We start from the raw sequence: 20,010 nt of genomic DNA on the forward strand, positions 1-20,010 counted from the left end.
CCCACCCCCCTCGATTTTAAGACCCCACCCCCTTTTCCCCGCACCCGCGTCCCCCCAACATTTGCACTGAAACCTGAATTGAAACCGGGGTACGGGAATGAGCAGCTCCATCACCATCAGACAGCCGCGCTATAGGGCCATATTCAGCGATGACGAGCAGCGGGCGGAACTGGCCGTCGTCCTATGGCAGGAAACTGTCGCCGCTCTGAAGGATGCTGGGGCGGTTTCCATGGCGAACCTCTCGAAAGCTGACCGGTATGTGCGGGCTCGGGTCGAGTATGAGAGCATCTATCCGCAGGCTGCCGCCGAAGGGCCGGTAAAGGTCGGGCCGAATGGCGGTGACGTTTTCAACTTCGCATGGTCGGCCTGCGAGAAGCTGAACGACCGCCTTTTGAAGCTCGAAGAATCCATGTTCGGCAAGTCTACGGCACAGCCATCGAAAAAGCCGGAAGCCGGGAGCGCGCCGAGTGACGAATTCCTTGGACCCGACAACGGCCTACGCCAGTAAGGTCGTCAAAGGGGAGATCATTGCAGGCCGGTATGTTCGGGCATCCTGCAAGCGGCATCTGAAAGACCTGAAAGAGGGCAGCAAGCGCGGACTGTACTTCGATGCCGACGAGGCGGGGAGGGCGTTCCGTTTCTTCCCGGCTATGTTCACGGTTACGGCCGGCGCGAAGCAGGGGCAGCCTTTTCATCTGCTTGATTGGATGACCTTCGTCGTCGGAAGCCTGTTCGGGTGGCGCAACGAGGATCGGACGCGGCGGTTCCGGCAAGCTTGGATCGAGACCGGGAAAGGACAGGCCAAGTCGCCGTTGATGGGGGCGATCGGGCTTTACATGACCGGATTTTGCGGCGTGCAGCGAGCGGAAGCCTATGCCATCGCAAACGACCGTGATCAGGCCAAAGTGCTGTTCTCGGATGCGGTCGCTCTCTGCCGGGCGGAGATACCGGGCAGAAACGGGGCGACCCTCGAAAGCCTGGGCAAGGTCATTATTCGCGGCGTCGGTGACAACGCGTGGAAGATAGAGCTTCCCGAAAGCCAATCGAAGTTTCTGCCGGTGGCATCGGGGGACAGTATTTCGGGACCGAAGCCGATCGCGGTTTTCGGTGACGAAATCCACGAAATGAAAACGGACAAGGCAATCCAGCTTTGGAAGGCCGCGATCGACAAGATGGACGGCGATCCATTGATGATCCTGGGGACGAACACCCCGGCCGTTGACCAGGCCGTCGCCACGGACCTTTCGGAGTTTTTTCAGCGCGTTGCCGAAGGGCTGATCGAAGACGACAGCGCGTTTTCATACATTGCCCGTGTCGATGAGACCGACGACCCGTTCAAGGACGAAAGCTGCTGGGTCAAGGCGCTGCCGGCGCTGGGGATAACGTACCCGATCGAGAACGTTCGGCGCCGGGTTGAGACCGCAAAGCATATGGCGTCCGAGCGTCTATCGACGGAACGCCTGTATTTCGGGATACCGGTCGGTTCTTCCGGCTTCTGGATGTCAGACGAGGACGCTTGGAGGGCATGTTTAGGGCCGGTAATCGAGGAAGATTACAGCGAATTTCCCTGTTTTCTTGCGCTGGATCTGTCCGAAAAGAACGATTTGACATCGCTTTCCGCATGCTGGCGCAGGCCTGACGACTTCCTCATCGCCAAGTCCTGGTACTGGACCACGAAAGGCGGTCTGGATCGGCGGGAAGCAGAAGACCGGACGCCTTATCGGGCCTACGCCAAAGACAAGCACATCACGATCTGCGACGGCGAGGTCATCGACTACACCTTCGTCGCCCAACAGGTGGCAATCCTGAAATCGCGGTTTCTGATCGACAGCCTGACGGTTGACCCTGCCTATGTGACGAAATTCATAGAGGCCTGTGACGAAGTCGGGCTGCATGTCTGGCGCTACAAGAAGCCGGACCAGCCGCAAGGCTCTGGGCTGAAGATCGTCACCCATTCGCAGGGAACGAAGATCGCTTTTGAGGATCGTCAGCTTTGCATGCCACATTCGATCAGCCGCATGACGGATAAAATCCTGACGCGGAAGATGCTGATCGAGGAAAACAAGGTCACCGACATCTGTGCGGCGAACGTCATTCTGGACAGCGACGGCACGGGCAACAAGGCGTTCAACAAACGCCGGTCGCGCGGTCGCATCGACGGCATGGTGTCTATCGCGATGGCGGTTGGAGCGTCCAAGTCCGAAGCGAAGGGCAAGCGCAGCTATATGGAAACCGGGGTACTGATCGCATGAAATGGTGGCCCTCGTTTTCGAAGAAGGATTTCGACCTCAACGGCAATCGCTTCTATCAGGAGTATATTGTCGAGCGAGAAATCATCGCCTCGGAGAGGCATCTGAAGGTAACCGCAGCGCTTGCTGCTGGGTTGCGGATCGCTGAAGGCGTTGCAGCCATGCCGATCATTACCGGCACGAAGAAGTACGACGACAATGGCCGGGCCATCAAGACACCGGTCATGTCCGGCGACCTGTTCGAACGGCTTTTGATTGACCCGAACGACTACATGACCCCGGTCGAATTTGTCGAGGCGGTGACGCTTCATGCCGTATTCGAGGGTGTCGGCCGGGCCTACATCGATCGCGGATATAAGGGCAGGATCAAGCGCCTTGTGCCGCTGCTCAACGGTGAAGTGACGCCTTACAAGGACACCGAAACGGGCAAGGTGACCTATCGTGGCACCATTCCAGGCATTGGGAACGTCGATAATCTTACCCGGCGCGACCTGATCGAGGTGACGTCGCCGCGGTGGCAGGACACCGAAGGCCTCGACATCAGCTCTGAAATCCAGAAGGTCTTGAAGCTTGCCCTTTCGCTCGAGGGGCGGCAGATCGAAGACGGGTTGAAGAAAGCCATTCCCGGCTACATCACGACCGACCAACAGCTGTCACCCGATGCGGCGAAAATGGTCCTTGAAGCGATCAAGGACAAAATGCCCGGCACGCCGGTCTTCGACAGTGGCTCCAACTACAAGAGTGTCGTTCCCACTCAGGTGGAAATGCAGCTTCTGGAAACCCGCCGGTTCATCATCGAAGAGGTTGCACGGGCCTACGGCATCCACCCGATCTTTCTCGCGCATGACGCGGCTGGCCAATCGCTGACCCGGATTGCGGATGCAATGGACTATCACAGCACGGTCACCCTCGGGCCATGGGTGAGGCGCTGGGAAAGCGCGCTGCAGTTCTCTTTGCTCAAGCCCACCGAATACGTCGATTTCGACGTGACGCAATACTACCGCGGCGACATCAAGACACAGGCCGAATACGGGGCGAAGGCGCTGGGCAACAACACAGCCTGGGAAACGCAGAACGATGTCCGCGCCCGGATGGGCAAGAACCCGATCGATGGCGGCGACGAACTTCCGAAAAACGAGGCGAGCAATGGAAATCGAAACCAAATACTCCCGGCTTGAGGCCGACGCCGTCGCGGATGACGGCACGATTTCGGGATACGCCTCGCGGTTCGGTGAAAAGGACATGGGCGGCGATATCGTCCTTCCCGGTGCCTACACGAAAAGCCTTGCCGACCGCCACCCGCTGATGCTGTGGAGCCACGATCTTCATCAGCCGATCGGCAAGTGGACGAAGGTTGCCGAAGACGCCACAGGGCTCCGGGTAGAGGGCAAATTGATGCTCACCTCCGGCAAGGGCAGGGAGGTCTACGATCTGCTCAAGATGGGCGCCATTAACGGCATGTCCATCGGTTACAAGGCGATCCGGACAGGCAGGGAGGGCGCTGCCCGCCTTCTCAAAGAGGTCGCGCTATTCGAGATTTCAATCACGCCGCTGCCGCTTCTGGCATCGGCCACCATCGACGCCGTGAAGGGGTTCGATGATGCATATCTTGCCGCGAAGTCAGGAGATTACGCGGCTCTGAAACGTGCGGTGGAAGGTGCCTTGCGAGACGCGGGCTTCCCGGCATGGATGGCGAAAGCGCAAGCAGCGCTCGCGCCACAAGCTCTGGGCGATGGATCGCGTGACGCGTCCGCATCGGAGATCGCCAAGCTGATCAAGAACAGCTTCGGCATCTGAAAACCTTCCATCGACACAGGAGATTATGATGGACCTCGAAATCAAGGAGGCGGTCGAAGCCGTCTCGAAGGATATCACTGCGCAGATCAAGGCGGTGACCGTCGAACAGAATTCGCTGGCCGAAAAGCTCGTCCTTCTCGAAGAAAAGAAGGCTGCCGGCGAAGATGTCACCGACATCAAGGGCAAGATCGAAGACAGCCGCAAGGAACTGACGGACCTGGGTGAGATCGTCACCGAGCTGACCAAGAAAATGGCTGCTCGCGGCCGCGAAGAAAAGTCTGTTGGCCGCATCATTGCCGAACAGAAGGACTTTGCCGCCAAGATCATGTCGAACGAGAAGATGGAAGTGAAGGACATCACGTCCGCTTCCTTCGGCACCGTTACGCTTCCGGCCGGCGTTCGTCGTCAGGATCGTGGGTTGATTGCCCCGGTCAATCAGACGCTCTTCCTGCGCGATGTCATCCCGGGCGGCACGACATCGGCTGCGGTCATCGAATACTTGCAGGAGACCGGCTACACCAACAACGCCGCGACCGTCGCGCCCGGCGCGCAGAAGCCACAGTCGGAACTCACCTTCGCGGCCAAGTCCAAGCCGATGGTGAAGATGGCCCACTTCTTCCGCGTCAACGAGGAAACCCTCGATGACGTTGACGGCATGGAAGCCTACATCAACCAGCGCGGCATGTACGGCCTTCTGTTGAAGGAAGAAGCTGAAGTCCTCTCCGGTACCGGCGCAGCAAACCGCGTCGATGGCCTCTTCGCCAACTCCACGGCCTACAACAATGCAATAGTGCCGGGCGTCACGCCTGAAAATGCAATGGATGACATTCGTGTCGCCATTGCTCAGGTCTCTCAGGCCGATCTGATGGCAAGCGCCGTCATCATGAACCACCTCGACGCTGCGGCGCTCGATCTGGCGAAGGATGCCGACGGTCGCTACCTGCACCCGGCTTTCGCTGGCAACACCGCCTGGGGCCTGCCTGTGGTTCGCACCAAGGGCCTCGCGCAGGGCAAGTTCATCGTCGGCGGCTTCGTCGGCAATACGCTTCTCTGGCACCGCAAGGGCATTGAACTCCGCCGTTCCACCGAAGACCGGGACAACTTCATCACCAACAAAGTCACCATTTTGCTGGAAGAACGTCTGCAGCTCGAAACGCTGCGCCCGGAAGGCATCGTCTACGGCGATCTGACGGTTTAAAACCTCGCGAGGGCAGGATGAAGATTGAACAGTCAGGCGAGCCGGTTGGAGAAGTCCTCTCGCTTGCCCTCGCAAAACAACACTGCAACGTTCGGCATTCGGAACAGGATGATCTGGTCAGGCAGTACGTCGCGGCGGCGGTCGAATGGGTCGAAGGCGCTTGCCAGACGGTGTTTCTCGAAACCGAGTTCACCGCGACCGGACGAGATTTCGTCCTCGACTTCAAGGGGTATCCGAACCCGAAAATCCAGTCGATTTCCTATGTAGATGCGCTTGGTGTGCCTGGCGCTATCAGTGATTTCGAAATCAGGGACGAGGCTTTGCATGTCGAAAACCAGCCCGAGGTTTCGAGCGTTTCCGTGGTTTTCAAGGCCGGACTGGGCGCGGGTAATGTCCCGTCGAAACTGGTTCAGGCTTCGTTGATGCTCATCGCCAGCTTCTATCTACAGCGCGCCGACATGACCAAAGACCCCGCCAGCAGCGTGCCGATGGGCGTCAAGGCCATGGTCGCCCACCACCGGAGCTTTGCATTCGCATGATCGACGCCGGGCAGATGATCTATTCAGTGGCGTTTGACCGGCCCCAGATGCAGGACGACGGGCATTCCGGAGTGATCGAAGGATGGTCACCGGATGACCAGGCCGTGAAGGAATACGCCGCTTTCCGCTTTCTTCGAGGGGGTGAAACCGTCATGGCCGCGCGGCTGTCCGGCCGGCAGCCGATCGTCGTCACCGTCTACGACAATGCGCAGACGCGCCAGATCGATGAGACCTGGCGGATGCGCAATGCCCGGAACGGCGGCTTTGACGGGGATGGAAACTGGACCGGAACCGAGTTCAATATCAGGGCCATCGTCCCAACCGATGATCAGCAGTTTCTTGAGATAACCGTTGAAGGGGGCGTTGCCGTATGAGCGTTTCTCTCGCGCTCCATGACTTCGTCGGCGTGCTTCTCAAGGGTAGCGCGAAGGTGACCTCCATCGTCGGGCAGGCGATCTATGACGGCGTTCCAAAAACAGCACCGAAAAAATACATTTCGTTCGGACCTTCCGACAGCATTCGCGCCGACGCGGATTGCATACCGGGGCGAGTGGAAACGCTTCAGATTGATTGCTGGGTGGAAGATCAGGGAAAGCTCTGGCCCTGCAAGCGTCTGGTCGATGCGGTGATTGACGCTGTCCACGAGAAAGAGGGCAACCTGTCCGTTGGCGCATTGGTTTCGCTGGGGGTAACGCTCACACAGACATTCATCGACCGCGACGGCATCACGGCCCACGGTGTCGTGCAGGTCACCGCCGAACTGGAAGATCCTCGCCCCTGAAAGGAATGGTCATGGCGCATGTCCGCTTTACCGGTGATTTCGATTATCGACCGACAAAAAACACCGTTATTGGCTATCTGGAAGGCATGGCATTGAATGTGCGGCGCGAATGCGCAGAGCAGGCAATTGCGGCTGGAAAGGCCGTCGAGACCAAGCCGAAGGGCAGGGCCTCCACCTCTGCCGACAGCGATACGCCGCCGATCGAATGACCAAGCTCCTTAATCTGGCGCGTCTCGACCGAAAGCTCAAGCGACTGCCAGAAGCTGCAAAGCAGCGGATCCGGCCGGCCATGGAACGCGCCGCCGCCGAGATCGTCGCGATGATGAAAAGTCTCGTGAGGGTCGATGATGGTGACCTGAAGGACAGCATCGGCTGGACATGGGGCAAGGCTCCGAGGGGGTCCATGGTCATCGCCACCGTTCGGGCCAGTCTGGGCGGGGATATGACGCTGACGATCTATGCCGGCAACTCGGACGCCTACTATGCCCGATGGGTTGAGTTCGGAACAAAGCCCCACATCAACCAGGGCTTGTTCCCTGGCACGAAACATCCGGGAACTGAAGCCAAGCCGTTTTTCTACGTGAGCTACCGCGCTAACCGGAAGGGCGCCAAGGCTCAAATCCGTCAAGCAGTCCGCCAGTCGGCACGACAGGTCGCGTCAGGCGGCTGAAACCCAGCCTAAACCGCATCCACCAAACCCCGCAGACCTGCGGGCGATTTTCGCTGCCATCAAAGGAGATACCACTATGGCCGAACCGACAACCACCAAGGGCGGGAAAATCAAAATCCTGCTGGGCAACGATGCCACGCCGATCGTCTACGGCGCCCCCTGCGGCCTTACGCAGCGATCCATGACGATCAGCAAAGGGCTCGAAGAATTCCAGCTTCCCGATTGCGACGATCCGGATGCAATATCGTGGCTCGGCCGTGACGCCACGTCGCTCTCCATGAGTGTCGAAGGCGAAACGCTGCTGGCGGAAGAAAGCGTCGAGACTTGGGTTGATGCTGCGGAAGCGGAAGACTCTATCCCGGCCAAGGTTATCTGGGAATTCCCGGCCAAGACGCTGACATGGACCGGGAACATGCACGTCGAGAACTTCAATGCGACCGGCATTAATAATCGCCGGGCTACCGCGACCGTCAGCATGCAGAGCGACGGCAAGATGACGCGGGTGGTCACGCCGTAATGCGGGACGCGCAGGTAAGTTTCGCCTGGGCGGATGGCGATTACACCTTCCGCCTCGGCTGGGGCGAGTTGGAATTGCTGCAGGAGGCCTGCGATGCCGGCCCTTACGCGATCCTCAACCGCCTGCATGATGAGACGTGGCGGATCAGGGACATTTCACACGTCATCCGCCTTGGCCTGATCGGCGGCGGAATGGTGCCAACGGCGGCGCTGAAAAAGGTTCGCGACTACGTCGAAGCGCGCGTGCCCAATGAAAATCTGCTGTTTGCCCAGATCATCCTTTCCGCCGGCATCGTGGGGGCGCCGGAGGAAAAATTGGGGGAGGGCGACGCGCCAAATCCGGGGGGAAGCAACTCGACGACCTCCCCAATGGAAAACTGAGGTTTGGCGCGATCTACGGAAATGGTGCGGCTATGGGCTTTTCGCCGCAACAGGTCAGGGCAATGTCGATGTTCCAGTTCTTCGCTGCTCTGGACGGTTTCGAAGCGTTCCACAATCCCGACGACAAGGGGCTGACGGCGAAAGAGGCCGATGAGCTTTGGGAGTTCATCCATCAGGATTGACGGGCCGTTTCAAGTTTCGATAATCGCCTTCAAACGACCGTACCAAGGCATCAGGTCCTTACTGAGCTGCTTATACACAATGCCATCTTTTGGCGTTGGCGCGCTTTCGAAGACTTTGACCGTTACATACGGATTGTCTCGGTCGGCGGTGACAAGATTGATGGTTGAAAGTGATACGGTTTGCTGGTTCTGAGAAGAGCCCGACAGTCCGCCGATCACCGCGCCGACGCCGCCAAACGTTGCCGCTCCTAAAGCGGCTCCGAGCGCCTGGCTACCCCTGTTGGTCTTGGAGACAGTGGTGCCGTTTTCGGAATATTCAACGGATACGACATCGTCGAACTTCAGTATCTTGTTGAGCCCTGCAGAAGAGATGGCGACCAGACGACGGTCATAATCGACGCCCAGCGCATCGCCAGTGTCGAAGATGACCGAATAGGTTTTGAATTGGTTTTCGTCCAGCCAGTCTCGAGCGGATGTCCGCAGCGATTTCCGAGCGCCTGCGCCAGCCAACGTGATGAACAACGTAATAGCTACCGTGATGCCGGCGCTCCATAAAATAATTGTGAAGAAATCCATTACATTCTCGTGAGGCTAAATGGCAACTGATCTTGAAAAGCTGCTCGTGCAGCTGTCCATGGACATCAAGCAATATCAGCGGGAATCCCTGAAAGCGCAAGGTGTCACCAATGGCACAGCGCGTGCGATCGAGGCCCGCTATCGGCAGATGGACAGCCGGCTGGGCTCGATCGGAAAGAGTGCGGCCCGAAGCCTTGTCGTCCCCTTGACTGGCGTTGCTGCGGCGTTGTCCGTGCAGGATGTTGCGAAATATGCCGATGCCTGGACCGGTGCGAAAAACAGCCTGGCGGTGGCTGGTGTCGTCGGCGCCAATCAGGCCGATGTGCTGGACCGGATTTATAAGTCGGCACAACGCAACGCGGCTCCAATCGGCGCATTGGCCGGGCTTTTCGGCAAGGCAGCGCAGGCGAACGACAATCTGAATGCCTCGCAGGAAAGGCTGCTTCAGTTTACCGATGGCGTCGGGACGGCGCTGCGGATCGAAGGCAAGTCTGCGGCAGAAGCTTCGGGCGCACTGACCCAGCTCGGTCAGCTTCTCGGGTCTACCCGTGTGCAGGCGGAAGAGTTCAATTCCGTCAATGAGGGCGCGCGGCCGATCCTGATTGCTGTCGCGGCCGGGCTCGATGCGGCGGGCGGTTCGGTCAACAAGTTGAAGAAACTGGTGAATGACGGCGAGGTTTCCGGCAAGCAGTTCTTCGATGCGTTCCTCAAAGGCCTGCCGAAGATCGAAGCCATGGCAGCCAATTCGACGCAGACGATCGAACAGGGCGTCACGAAGGTCACGAACGCCTTCACCAAGTATATCGGTGAGACGGACTCAAGCCTTGGTGCCAGCCAGCGGTTGACGCAGGGCCTGAATGCGCTTGCGGATAATTTCGACGAGACGGCGGATGTCGCGCTGCAGCTGGCGTCTGTTCTCGCGGGCGCCCTTGTCGGGCGGGCTTTGTCAGGTGTCATCGTCAAGGGCGCTCTCGCCACGAAGGTTCTAAAACAGTTCTTCATCGCCTTGCGCGGTACGGCGACGGTTGGTCAGGTTGCGACGGCGATCGGCGGACTATCGGCTGCGGCCGGGCCGTTGGGCGTGATCCTGGGAGCGGTGGCAACCGGAACATTCGTTCATTTTTCGGCCAATGCGGCAGAGGCATCGGAACGTTCGAAGCGCCTGGCGGAAGAGATGCGGTCGCTCGGCCTGCTTGGGCCGGAGGCAGCCACCGGCGTCGATAGTGTTGCCAAGGCTGTGGACAGTCTTGCCGATGAAAAACGCGTCAAGAAATTGCGCGACATCAATGCCGAACTCGACCGAATGCGCGGCGGCGGAGATCCGTTCGGCGGCGGCAACGAGGTGGCTGTTCCATTGGGTGCCATTCAGAGCCGTGCCTATATCACCCAATCACAGTACGCGACGCCGGCAGATGCCGATGCGCTTAATCAGATCGCAGAGATTGCAGGCGAAGCGCAAGAGGTCGATTTCAGTGTCAGCGCGGCGCTGGAAAAACTTAAAAAGATCGCGCTACTCGATGTCAGCAAGGGCGTTATTGATCTCAATAATCAGCTGGAAAATTCGATCAGGCATTTCAGAAAAACCGAACTTTTTGGCGCCGTGAACGGCAATACCAAGCCGATTGACGATGCTGTCGCGGCAGTGCGCGAACTCGATAGCGAACTTGATAACCTGCAATCCGGCGGTGCCATTTCCGCCGATCTACGAAAACAGGTTGATGTGATCGTGGGGAAGCTGGAACAAGGCGCTGCCACGGCAGATCAGACGAGCGAAGCTCTTGAACGGGTGGCGTCGGTGGAGCCGAACGTTCAGGGGTATGTCTCACGCCTACAGCCGTTGCTTTTCGCTTTCGAGAAGATCCGGAAGGCGGCAAAGGACACCGCCGAAGAGGTTGCCCGTGTCACGGGCAAGGGCACATATGCGGAGGGCTATCGCTCGCAGGGTTACACTTTCAAATCCGAAAGCGAAAAAAGCCTGAAGGCAACCGGCGCGTTTCTGGATCAGCGCACGATTGACGCGCAGCGTTCGGAACTCGAAAAGCAGGTCAACGACCGGACGGATGCCATTCTTGAAGCCGCAAAGAAAATCAGTGTGGCTCTCGACAAAAGCGCGGCGGAAATACAGGCGCGGAAAGAGATTGCTGCGGAAGCCGCGGTCCGCTCCAGTGAACGTTCGGTGTCCTCAGCTGCAGAACTGATCAAGGGCTACGAAGGATTCCGTACAAAGCCCTATTGGGACGTCAATGCAATGCGCGCCGGCTTCGGTTCGGACACAGTCACACTCGACGATGGTTCCGTGCGCAAAGTCACGGATGGGATCACGGTATCGCTCGAAAGTGCCAACCGTGACCTCGACCGCCGCATTGGTGAGTTTCAGAAGGGCATCGAAGGCAAGATCGGCCGCGATACGTTCCGGTCCATGGATGACGGGCAGCAAGCCGCGCTGACATCGATCGCCTATAACTACGGTAGCCTGCCGGATCGGATCGTTGCCGCCATCAAGTCGGGCGACGCCGGGACCGTCTACAACGCCATAAAGGGGCTTGGCGAGGATAATGGCGGCATCAATCGAGGGCGCCGGAACAGCGAGGCGGACCTCTATCTGAAGGGTGCGCCGGCTGGCGTGCAAGACCGTGTTCAGGTCGTCAACGATTTCCAGCAAACGCTGAAAGAACAGCATGCCTATATTGACGGGCTGAAAGCTGAAGCTGGCATCCGGACAACGCTTAATCCGCTCGTCAATGACTATGGACTGAAGCTTTCTACTCTACAGGCCGCGCAACAGCTTTTGACCGAAGCGCAGCGCCAGGGGACAGAGGCCGGCCGTGAACTGAAGGACGTCCAGCAGCTGTTGAACGGCGATCTGTCCGGTCTGTCGCCTGTCGCGCGTGACCAGGCTATGGCAATGCGGACGCTTGCCGAGGAGACCGGCAAGGCGGAAGCCGCCGGCGAACAGCTCACCGAAAGTCAGGACCAGCTACGCGAGCGGCTTTCTGAGTCTGCGGCCCTCGGCAAGGACGTGTTAGGCGGCTTCATCAGCGATCTACGTAAAGGCAAGTCCGCAACGGAAGCGCTCGGCAGTGCGCTGGAGAAACTTGGCGAGAAGATGCTCGACAATGCTTTGAACATGCTGTTCGACGGATCGGTGGCCGGCTCCGGTGGCGGATTGCTGGGCGGCCTCTTCTCGATGTTCACCGGCGGGCCGCTGCGGCTTGCTGGCGGCGGACATGCGACGCGAGGCCGTGTGCGCGGGCCGGGCGGTCCCAAGGGCGACAAAATCCCGGCTTTCCTTTCGGATGGAGAGCATGTGACACGTGCGGCGATGGCAAAGAAATACGGGCCGTTGCTCGATGCCATCAATGCCGATCGTGTCTCTCTTCTCGCAAACGGCACGCCGATGCGGGCGCCGACCATGCCGAACCTGTCGAGGGGCGCGCGCAGCCGGGACGGCATGACCTATGCGCCCGTCCATCACATCGATGCGCGCGGGGCCGACCAGGCGGCGATTGCCCGGCTGGAACGCGCCATGGCCGAAAACAACCGGACGGAAGCCAAGCGCTTTGCATCCTTCAGCAGAAATTCGCGTCTTCGTGGGATTTACCCCTGATGGCGCGCCTGTTGCAATGGCCGCTGGGCGTGCGCTGGAACCGATGGAAAGCCCTGAACGGGCCGCAAAGCATCGGCTCCTCTGCCTCGACGTCCATCGGTGACGTGACGCAGTCGATTGCATCGCCATTTGGCGCGCGGCATCTGCAGTTCTCGTTTCCGCCGATGCGGGGCGTCAAGGCGCGCCGGATGCGCGGCACGCTAACGGCGCTGCACATGGGCGCCAATGCGGTTCGGGTCAGTATCTGCGACTTCGACGGTATGAGCCGTGCAGACGCCGGGATGGCCTTGACGGCAGACCAGCAGAACAACGGCCTTCCGTTCGGAAACGGACTGTCCTGGTCGAATGGGCAGAACTGGAACCTCACCAAACCCCATGTCAAGGTTTCGGAATTCGCGGCGTTCGACAGCACGATCATCCGCCTTTCCGATACGTTCTGGGGGCGACAGCTCGGCATGGGCGATATGCTGGGTTTCTTCCCTTTTCACTTCGGGCTTTACGAGGTCACTAAGGTGTTCGGGAACGGGCGCTATCGGATCTGGCCGCCGCTGCGCAAGGCTGTCACCAATACGGACTATGCCACCCTCCGGCCAGTGCTCGCCATGCGTCTGCTGTCGTCCAACCTTCCGGATGCGGATCGGGGACCGGTATTTCTGGAAGGGCTGACGGTCTCGCTCTTCGAGGTCTTCGATTACGACCTTCGCGACTATTTCAAGGATTGATGATGGCGCTCCTGTTTTCGGATGCGGAGCGCAAATTCCTGCGCCGGCCGCATATTGCACGCGCCTGGTTCTTCGACCTCGACCTGCCCGATGGCCGCTGGCAACTGCACAACGGCGTGGGCAAGAAAGTCGTCGGCGGTATCGAATGGCGGGGAATTTCCGACCCGGCCGGGCGGCAGATCGTGTCGATCAGCTCCGTTGAAGATCCACGCTTCGGACAGGCGGCGAGCGTCGCTGTTGCGATTTCAGGCGTGAACGTCGCCTTTCTGCGGCAAGTCAAGGATAAGGGCCGGGAGATAGAGGGACGGCAGGCGGATGTCTATTGGTGCGCCTTCGATCAAGAAACGCAGGAGGTCTGGCCTTACGGGCTGAAGGCTCTCTTTCCCGGCTATCTCTCAGCCGCGTCCATCCAATGGGAAGGCGTCGGCTCGCGTGTCGTTTCCGTCACCATAGAAAGCCTCTGGCATACGCAGAATTTTCCGTTTGGCGGCAAGTGGACGCCGGCCGGGCAGCGCCGCCGTTTTCCCGGCGACAAGGGCTTCGACTTCGTCGGGGTCAAGGTGCAGGAGGTCATCAAGCCATGACGATCGAAGAGCAGCTGAAAGCCCATATCGAGGGCGCCTATGCCGTTGATGCGGAGTGGGGCAAGAGCGACTGCACGCCCTGGGCCGGGGAGTGGCTGGAATTGCGCACCGGCCGAAAAATCGAGTGGCCGGTTCAATGGTCAACGCAGGATGAGGCGATGTCGATCATCGGCAGGGCGGGTTCTCTCGTCAGTCTCTGGGACGACTACCTTTTCGGGTTCGGCCTATCGCAGACCGGCTTTCCGGCTCTGGGCGATATCGGCGTGGTCGATACAGGGCGCATCGGTCAAGTCGGCGGCATCTTTCTTGCCGGCGGCTACTTCGTGTGGCGGATCAAGCGCGGGGTCATGATGATCCAGCCGCGCGAGATCGCTGGGGCTTGGTCGATCCCACGATGAAATTCTATCGAATCCTGTTTTTGAGCGGCGCATCCTATGTTGTCGCAACGCCGGCCCATGCCGGAATTGAGACCTTGATCGCCGGCGCGATCCAAGGGTTTCTGCTGTCCAGCACGGCGATTGCTGCCACGGCGACCGGGGCGATCGCCACCATTGCTGCCAATGTGATCGTCGGCGGAGCGTTGCTTGGCCTGTCGATGCTGGCACAACCGAAAATGCCGGGTGCCGTCAAGCCGGCAGAAGCGAAATCGACCTTCGAAACGGGCGAAAGCTCTGTCATCGAAGGATTGGGCCGGGTCCGCGTCGGCGGGCTTAAGGTTTTCGGCAATACCGATGGCGACACGCGTTGGCGACTGGTCGTGCGGCTGCATGGCCCGATAGACGCGGTCGAACAGTATTTCGTCGGCGGGCGCGAGGTCACGCTCGATCCGAATGGCGATGTCGTGACACCGCCCTGGTCGCGCAAGGGAAGCAGCTGGCTCAACTGGCAAGACAAGCGGGGCTTTGGCGATGAAACGGCATGGCCCGATCTGATTGAAGCGTTCCCTTCCTTGTGGACTGCAGATCATCAGGTTCGAGGCGTGGCACAGTCGCTTCTGACCTACCGCAACCCCGGCATGGCGAAACCCAAATATCTCTCCCTGTACCAAGGCGGTGTTCCCGATACAGAGCAGATCCAGCGCGCATCTGTGATTTACGATCCTCGTATCGGCATGGCGGCATGGACCGAGAACGGAATTCTGTGTGCAGCGCATGTTCTTCGCCGCGACCCGGCCTTTACTTTCGAGCGGTTCGACTGGGACAAAATCGCCGCACAGGCGGACAAGGCCGACGTTCTGGTCGCGACCCTGACCGGCACGGAAAAGCGGGCGCGCATCGGCGGCATGTGGGCATGGGAAGGCGCACGCGCAGAAACCATGAAAAGCATGCTCGACAGCATCGGCGTAGAAATCCGTCTGAGCGATGCTGGTAAAATCTGGTTCGAACTGATCGATGACGAGCCGGAACCGGAAATCGCCTTCCATGTCGAGGATGGCTACAAGATTGCCTGGGCGAGCGGGCCGGAGGCTGTCGAGCGGCCGAATGTCTGCCGGCTGAAATATTATTCGTCGGAACGCAATTACGATATTGCCGAGATCGACCTGACGGGTATCGCCTGGGCCAACATCGAAAGCGAAATCGACCGATATGGCGAAAAGGTGCTCGACCTTGAGCTACCTTTCTGCCCGTCCGCAAGTCAGGCACAGCGCATCGCGCGTCGGCTCTTTGCCAAGGCGCGTGGTGAAACCGGGTCTCTGGTCACCAACATGGTAGGTCTGGCCGCATGGGGCGCCCTGTACGGCACGGTAGAGCTTCCTGACCTTGGGGATATCGAGCTGGTTCGGCTCTCATCACCGCGCTGTGACGACGCCAATGGTTCAGTTGAAATTCCGTTCGCTGTCTGCCCGGTCCTCGATCCGTGGAACCCGGCAACCGACGAGGCGCCAGCACCGGACGCCATCCCTGATCTCGACTACGAGACGGACCTCGATGCGCCGGCCGCGCCGTCTTCTGCGGTGCAGCTGACCAATGAAGACGGCTCGAAAACATTCCGGGTCAACTATGTCATCACCGGCGACGACCACGACGATATCGAGGCGAATTATCGGGTCTACTATGACGGCAATCCATCGGCATGGTTTCCGATGTCCGAAGAAGAAGACCACGCGCGGGCGTCGGTCGATCTCTCCGGCGCGATCTACGACGCGCGGGTACGCATCTTCGATGAAGATGACGAAGCCAGCCTGTTTTCTGATCTGCTGCATGGAGCAATCGCCGCCTCGACCGATCCGTGCCGCGCGCCGGAGCTGGACGAAGATACAATCGTGAACGGTGCGTTCGCGGCCGGGACGCCAGCGACGATCATCATCAGTGCCGTACCGCGTGAGTATCGCGTCCACAGCATGCGGTTCCAGCGGCGCATTCAACCTGCCGGTGGCGCCTGGTCTGCCTGGTCAACGCTCGCAACGAATACGGCGGCGATGAACGAAATCAATCTGTTTGCCGATAGCGTTCCTGCGGCGACCGGCGTCGGGGCGTTGATCGAATGGCAGCTGCAATCACTGCTTCTCGACGGGACACCCGGAACCGCTCTCGTTTCGACGGCCACTATCCTCGCTTAAAATATGGAGACCTCAATGGCTTATACACAGACAGCCGTGGACGTATTTGCGCCCACGGATGCCAGCGGCGTTGCCCGCCGGGTTGATAATGACGAGGTCCAGATTTGGGGTACCGAAATCGAGGCGGCGATCAGTGAGATCGTTCACACGGTCATCAACGGCATTGTGGTCGGAAATTCCGTCGTTTATTCCCTGAAGTCAGGCCTTCTTGCGAACACGACACGGCCGGATGGTTCGCTTGGCATCGTATTCGCCGACCCTGTGCCCGACAATAACGGGGTCTTTGTCGAAAGCGGCGCGGGTATCTGGACGAAAACGAACCTCGCTCTCCCATCGACGTTTGCGGCCGACCTGGCTACTGCAATCGCGGGGATCGATGATCTGGAGAGCAGCAAGCTCAATGCGACGCTGTCCGCCGTGTCCACACTGTTTGGGACCGCCCTGGGGAAGGCATCGCCTGCCGATACGGATAAAATCGCTTTGTTTGACAGCGACGCTTCTGGCGCGCTGAAACTGCCGACATGGGCGGATTTCAAAGCTGCACTCAAGACACATTTCGACACTTTTTACCCCAGCGGTTCGGACGTTGAAACTGCCATCTCGGATGCGATTGCCTCCCTCGTCACAAGTTCCCAGGTGTCGGACGCAATCGAAGATGCATTCGGCTCAATTTCGGAGGCTGCATCTGCTGCTGCCGCCCAGGCGACTGTTCTGATCGGGCAGGCATACGAGCGGCCGGGTGACGCAAAGTTGCTCTACAGCTCGACATTGACCGGTGCTGCAGCGACGCGACCGCCTCTTAGCATCGGGACGATCGTCAACGATACCGAGTTGGGTTCGGTGCTGCAGATTTCCAGCGCCGACGTAACTGGAGCCTCTGTCGATATTGCTCCGAGAATTGATTTCGCAATCAACCCTGATCGGAGCTACCTGGTCCTGTGCGTTCTGAAGCGCACCACGGACGCCCTCGACCCCCTCGGCAACGGCGTGGAAACTCGCTGGCAGAGCCTAAATTACAACAAAAACCACGTCGGCAATGGTGTCCTCGGAACACCATTGAACCCGACGATCGCCGCCGGCACGATCAGGGTCTCTTACCTGATCGGACAAGCCGGAGCGCCTGGCGATCTTGACTATGTCATTCCGCCATCGGCGGTTTACGGGCTGCCGCTTCTGCGCATATTTGGCTCAGACCACGTCACCGTTGTGGCGACAATCGACATCCGGGATGTCACCGATCAGATCAACGGCGGTGCGGACATCACTCAAATCACGGATGATCTCGCGGCTGAAATAGCGGCACGGGAGGCGCTGGACGCCGGACTGGCCGCAGAGGTTGAGGCGCGGGAAAGCCTCGAAGAGGTCGTCACCATCGGCTTTGAGCAAACGACGCTGGCGATCGACAACATCGAGGACGCACTCGACGAGCGTGCCTTGGGCGCAACGATTGATAGCCAGCCTGCAAACATCCCTCTGATTGTCAGTAACGATAGGGTTGTAGCTTGGCTTGACGGTGGAAATTTTGCTGCGAAGGGCTTGTCAGAGTTTCTACAGATGTCAATTGTCGATCGCATGACAACCACATCGAATTCCGACATCGCAATACCTCTCATCACAGCTGATGGACAGGTCATCCTTTGGCTGACGCCGGAGGGGGATCTGGCTTCAAAGGGGCTGTCAAGGCCGCTCGCAAAGAGTGCCGTCGATCTAGTCACGACCGAGGTGAAAGCCGCCACGTATGTGCCGCTCATCACGGCTAACGGAAAGGTCATCCTTTGGCTGACGCCGAACGGAAGCCTATCGGGGCCAGGGCTTTCCGCAAACGAGCCTAGGCCTTCGCGTTTAGCCAGCGACGGAAGAACGTTGCACCGCGCAAAGGCAAAAACCGCACTGATAAAAACAAATCCTGGCGGGTCAGACCGGCTGCGGATTGCCTTGATGGGCGATAGCTGGTCGGACCTGAGGACCATACCCAACGCGCTACGCGATCTCATGACTGGAACGATTGGTCTGGCCGGCCACGGATGGCAGGATGTAGAGGGCATTACGCAGATTGGCGGAGTAACCTTTGCGAAAAACGGGTGGACGTTTGTCGATGCAACCACCAACGTCCCGATTTGGCCAAACGGCGTCGGTATTGATGGAAAACTCATCACGGCAACATCGACAACCGCGACAATCTCTATTGGCAACCTCGTTGCGACCGAGGTGCGGATCTACAGTTTTGCACACGGTGGCACCTGGCGCTATCAGGTCGATGGCGGCGCTTGGACGACGGTCAATGAGGCGTCAGACGGCGCCTTGCGGGTGACGACCATTTCAGGTCTCGTGAACAACGCACACGCACTCGCAATCGACACGACAGGCAATACCGGGACCGTCTCTATCGGAGGGTTCTACTCGACGGGTTCTGGCGCCGGGGCGGAAATACTTAAAGCGGGCAATGCCTCAATCGACGGCTCCCAGATGCTGACCTATCTCGGCCAGATCGGCCCGCAGTTGGCAGACCTCGCTCCTGATGTCCTCATCTGCATCCTCGGCACAAACGATAGTCACCGGCCACTTTCTCCACCGGATGTTTTTATCGAGGCGATTGCCGCGCTTGCTGCTGCTGCCCGATCAGCTGTCTCGGATATCGGGCTGATCATGATTGCGCCCTCCTTGTCGTCACCTATCGGGCTCATCACGCCGATTGAGGAATATTCCGATGCTCTAGACACATGGTGCGCGGCCAACGATGTCGAATTTTTAAGCCTCACCCGACAAATGGGGACCTGGGCGGAAACTCAACCGCTGGGGATGTGGAACGATTTGGCACATCACAGCGCGGTCGGAGCGAGAGCGATCACAGACATCATCAACGAAAACTTCTTCAAGCTGAGGTAAAAATTATGGCTATACGCGCACTGAATATCGGCTCAATCGCACTCCCAGGAACCGGGTATCCGCCGATCGAGGCATTCGACATTCCCGTGACCGCTAATTTGACAGGGGCGTTTTTTTTCGGGGATGGCCCAGATGTAGCGACCATCAATTTTGCAGGCGGCGACCGAACCGCGACTGTGGTCGGCAACCCTGTATGGGAGGACGGTTACGCCTCTCTCGGGCCAAATGGTCGGATAGATACTAACATCCCCGAGACATTGGCGATGAGCATGGTGGTTATTGCCCGGCGCACGGACTCTGCGGTAAATACCGGGCTCCTCGGGAATTTCATCGCGGCGACCGATTTTGGCGTCTCGCTTTACGCCCAAACCGGGGCGACATCCATCATCGGTGGCGCTGGTCGCGTTGGCGATCCTGCGGGCACGACTGCTCAGGGCACGGGTAGTATCGGCACTTGGACGCTGGGCATCCTCAGCGTCCCAACGATTGGCGTGCTCACGATCTACAACAAGACCAGTGGGATAACCGCCTCGTCCCTTGCAACGGCAAACCGAGAAATAAATGGCGGCGGCCCGATGCGGATCGGCGCTGACTATAACCGGTCGGGCGCGAACGATATTGCCCTTGCGATGTTTTACGACCGGGCGATTACATTGAGCGAGGCCAGCACAATCACGACATGGGCACGTGCCTATGCCACCCGACGCGGCATCACCGTTTAGTCTCGACGCGGCATCGCCGCATTGGCCCGGCGCAATGGCG

The 20,010-nt window shown here is 59.1% G+C and carries 21 protein-coding genes; 20 read left to right on the plus strand and 1 reads right to left on the minus strand.

The genetic code is table 11. The features are described from left to right. The first annotated feature begins 97 nt into the window (after positions 1-97). The 13 genes from PY308_RS09330 (at position 98) to PY308_RS09390 (ending at position 8,313) form a co-directional block, all read left to right on the plus strand. A complete protein-coding gene (locus PY308_RS09330; RefSeq protein WP_275790538.1) occupies positions 98-508 on the plus strand; it encodes a hypothetical protein in 411 nt (136 codons plus the stop codon). After that, on the plus strand, positions 468-2,252 hold the full coding sequence (locus tag PY308_RS09335) for a terminase large subunit (RefSeq protein ID WP_275790539.1): 1,785 nt from the start codon (positions 468-470) through the stop codon (positions 2,250-2,252). Before PY308_RS09330 ends, PY308_RS09335 begins: the two co-directional genes overlap by 41 nt. Continuing rightward, positions 2,249-3,427 (plus strand): phage portal protein, encoded by a 1,179-nt coding sequence (locus PY308_RS09340; protein WP_275790541.1) that lies wholly within the window; start codon positions 2,249-2,251, stop codon positions 3,425-3,427. The genes PY308_RS09335 and PY308_RS09340 overlap by 4 nt, the downstream gene beginning before the upstream one ends. Then, positions 3,396-4,046, plus strand: coding sequence for an HK97 family phage prohead protease (locus PY308_RS09345; protein WP_275790543.1), 651 nt, complete (start codon positions 3,396-3,398; stop codon positions 4,044-4,046). The genes PY308_RS09340 and PY308_RS09345 overlap by 32 nt, the downstream gene beginning before the upstream one ends. 28 nt (positions 4,047-4,074) lie before the next feature. Continuing rightward, positions 4,075-5,244: a phage major capsid protein gene (locus PY308_RS09350; RefSeq protein ID WP_275790545.1), complete on the plus strand. Its 1,170-nt coding sequence runs from the start codon at positions 4,075-4,077 to the stop codon at positions 5,242-5,244. A 17-nt stretch (positions 5,245-5,261) separates the two neighbouring features. Then, on the plus strand, positions 5,262-5,783 hold the full coding sequence (locus PY308_RS09355) for a head-tail connector protein (protein ID WP_275790547.1): 522 nt from the start codon (positions 5,262-5,264) through the stop codon (positions 5,781-5,783). Beyond that, positions 5,780-6,157 (plus strand): phage head completion protein, encoded by a 378-nt coding sequence (locus PY308_RS09360; RefSeq protein ID WP_275790549.1) that lies wholly within the window; start codon positions 5,780-5,782, stop codon positions 6,155-6,157. Before PY308_RS09355 ends, PY308_RS09360 begins: the two co-directional genes overlap by 4 nt. Next, positions 6,154-6,564 (plus strand): DUF3168 domain-containing protein, encoded by a 411-nt coding sequence (locus PY308_RS09365; protein WP_275790551.1) that lies wholly within the window; start codon positions 6,154-6,156, stop codon positions 6,562-6,564. The genes PY308_RS09360 and PY308_RS09365 overlap by 4 nt, the downstream gene beginning before the upstream one ends. Positions 6,565-6,575: 11 nt before the next feature. Next, complete coding sequence (locus tag PY308_RS09370; RefSeq protein WP_275790552.1) at positions 6,576-6,773, plus strand: hypothetical protein; 198 nt, start codon at positions 6,576-6,578, stop codon at positions 6,771-6,773. After that, positions 6,770-7,234 (plus strand): HK97 gp10 family phage protein, encoded by a 465-nt coding sequence (locus tag PY308_RS09375; protein ID WP_275790555.1) that lies wholly within the window; start codon positions 6,770-6,772, stop codon positions 7,232-7,234. Before PY308_RS09370 ends, PY308_RS09375 begins: the two co-directional genes overlap by 4 nt. Before the next feature lie 76 nt (positions 7,235-7,310). Continuing rightward, the gene (locus PY308_RS09380; protein ID WP_275790557.1) at positions 7,311-7,751 is read left to right on the plus strand and encodes a phage tail tube protein; all 441 of its coding nucleotides are present in this window, start codon (positions 7,311-7,313) and stop codon (positions 7,749-7,751) included. After that, positions 7,751-8,131 carry a gene transfer agent family protein gene (locus PY308_RS09385; protein WP_275790559.1) on the plus strand — a complete coding sequence of 127 codons (381 nt, stop codon included), beginning with the start codon at positions 7,751-7,753 and terminating at the stop codon, positions 8,129-8,131. Before PY308_RS09380 ends, PY308_RS09385 begins: the two co-directional genes overlap by 1 nt. Before the next feature lie 32 nt (positions 8,132-8,163). Then, complete coding sequence (locus tag PY308_RS09390) at positions 8,164-8,313, plus strand: hypothetical protein (protein WP_275790562.1); 150 nt, start codon at positions 8,164-8,166, stop codon at positions 8,311-8,313. A 9-nt stretch (positions 8,314-8,322) separates the two neighbouring features. Here the strand turns inward: PY308_RS09390 and PY308_RS09395 are convergent, their stop codons facing one another. Then, positions 8,323-8,889 (minus strand): hypothetical protein, encoded by a 567-nt coding sequence (locus tag PY308_RS09395; RefSeq protein WP_275790564.1) that lies wholly within the window; start codon positions 8,887-8,889, stop codon positions 8,323-8,325. Between the two features lie 19 nt (positions 8,890-8,908). Here PY308_RS09395 and PY308_RS09400 point away from each other — a divergent pair, with 19 nt between their 5' ends. The 7 genes from PY308_RS09400 (at position 8,909) to PY308_RS09430 (ending at position 19,970) form a co-directional block, all read left to right on the plus strand. Next, positions 8,909-12,496, plus strand: coding sequence for a tape measure protein (locus tag PY308_RS09400; protein ID WP_275790565.1), 3,588 nt, complete (start codon positions 8,909-8,911; stop codon positions 12,494-12,496). Further along, positions 12,496-13,218 (plus strand): hypothetical protein, encoded by a 723-nt coding sequence (locus PY308_RS09405; RefSeq protein WP_275790567.1) that lies wholly within the window; start codon positions 12,496-12,498, stop codon positions 13,216-13,218. The genes PY308_RS09400 and PY308_RS09405 overlap by 1 nt, the downstream gene beginning before the upstream one ends. 2 nt (positions 13,219-13,220) lie before the next feature. Then, entirely contained in the window at positions 13,221-13,802 is a 582-nt protein-coding gene (locus tag PY308_RS09410) for a transcriptional regulator (protein WP_275790569.1), read from the plus strand. Beyond that, positions 13,799-14,200: a DUF6950 family protein gene (locus PY308_RS09415; RefSeq protein WP_275790572.1), complete on the plus strand. Its 402-nt coding sequence runs from the start codon at positions 13,799-13,801 to the stop codon at positions 14,198-14,200. The genes PY308_RS09410 and PY308_RS09415 overlap by 4 nt, the downstream gene beginning before the upstream one ends. After that, entirely contained in the window at positions 14,197-16,362 is a 2,166-nt protein-coding gene (locus PY308_RS09420; protein WP_275790574.1) for a phage tail protein, read from the plus strand. The genes PY308_RS09415 and PY308_RS09420 overlap by 4 nt, the downstream gene beginning before the upstream one ends. 15 nt (positions 16,363-16,377) lie before the next feature. Beyond that, entirely contained in the window at positions 16,378-19,248 is a 2,871-nt protein-coding gene (locus PY308_RS09425) for a GDSL-type esterase/lipase family protein (RefSeq protein WP_275790576.1), read from the plus strand. Positions 19,249-19,511: 263 nt separating this feature from the next. Continuing rightward, positions 19,512-19,970, plus strand: coding sequence for a hypothetical protein (locus PY308_RS09430; RefSeq protein WP_275790578.1), 459 nt, complete (start codon positions 19,512-19,514; stop codon positions 19,968-19,970). Positions 19,971-20,010 lie beyond the last annotated feature (40 nt).

The sequence above is a fragment of the Pararhizobium gei genome (assembly GCF_029223885.1).
Taxonomy (GTDB): Bacteria; Pseudomonadota; Alphaproteobacteria; order Rhizobiales; family Rhizobiaceae; genus Pararhizobium; species Pararhizobium gei.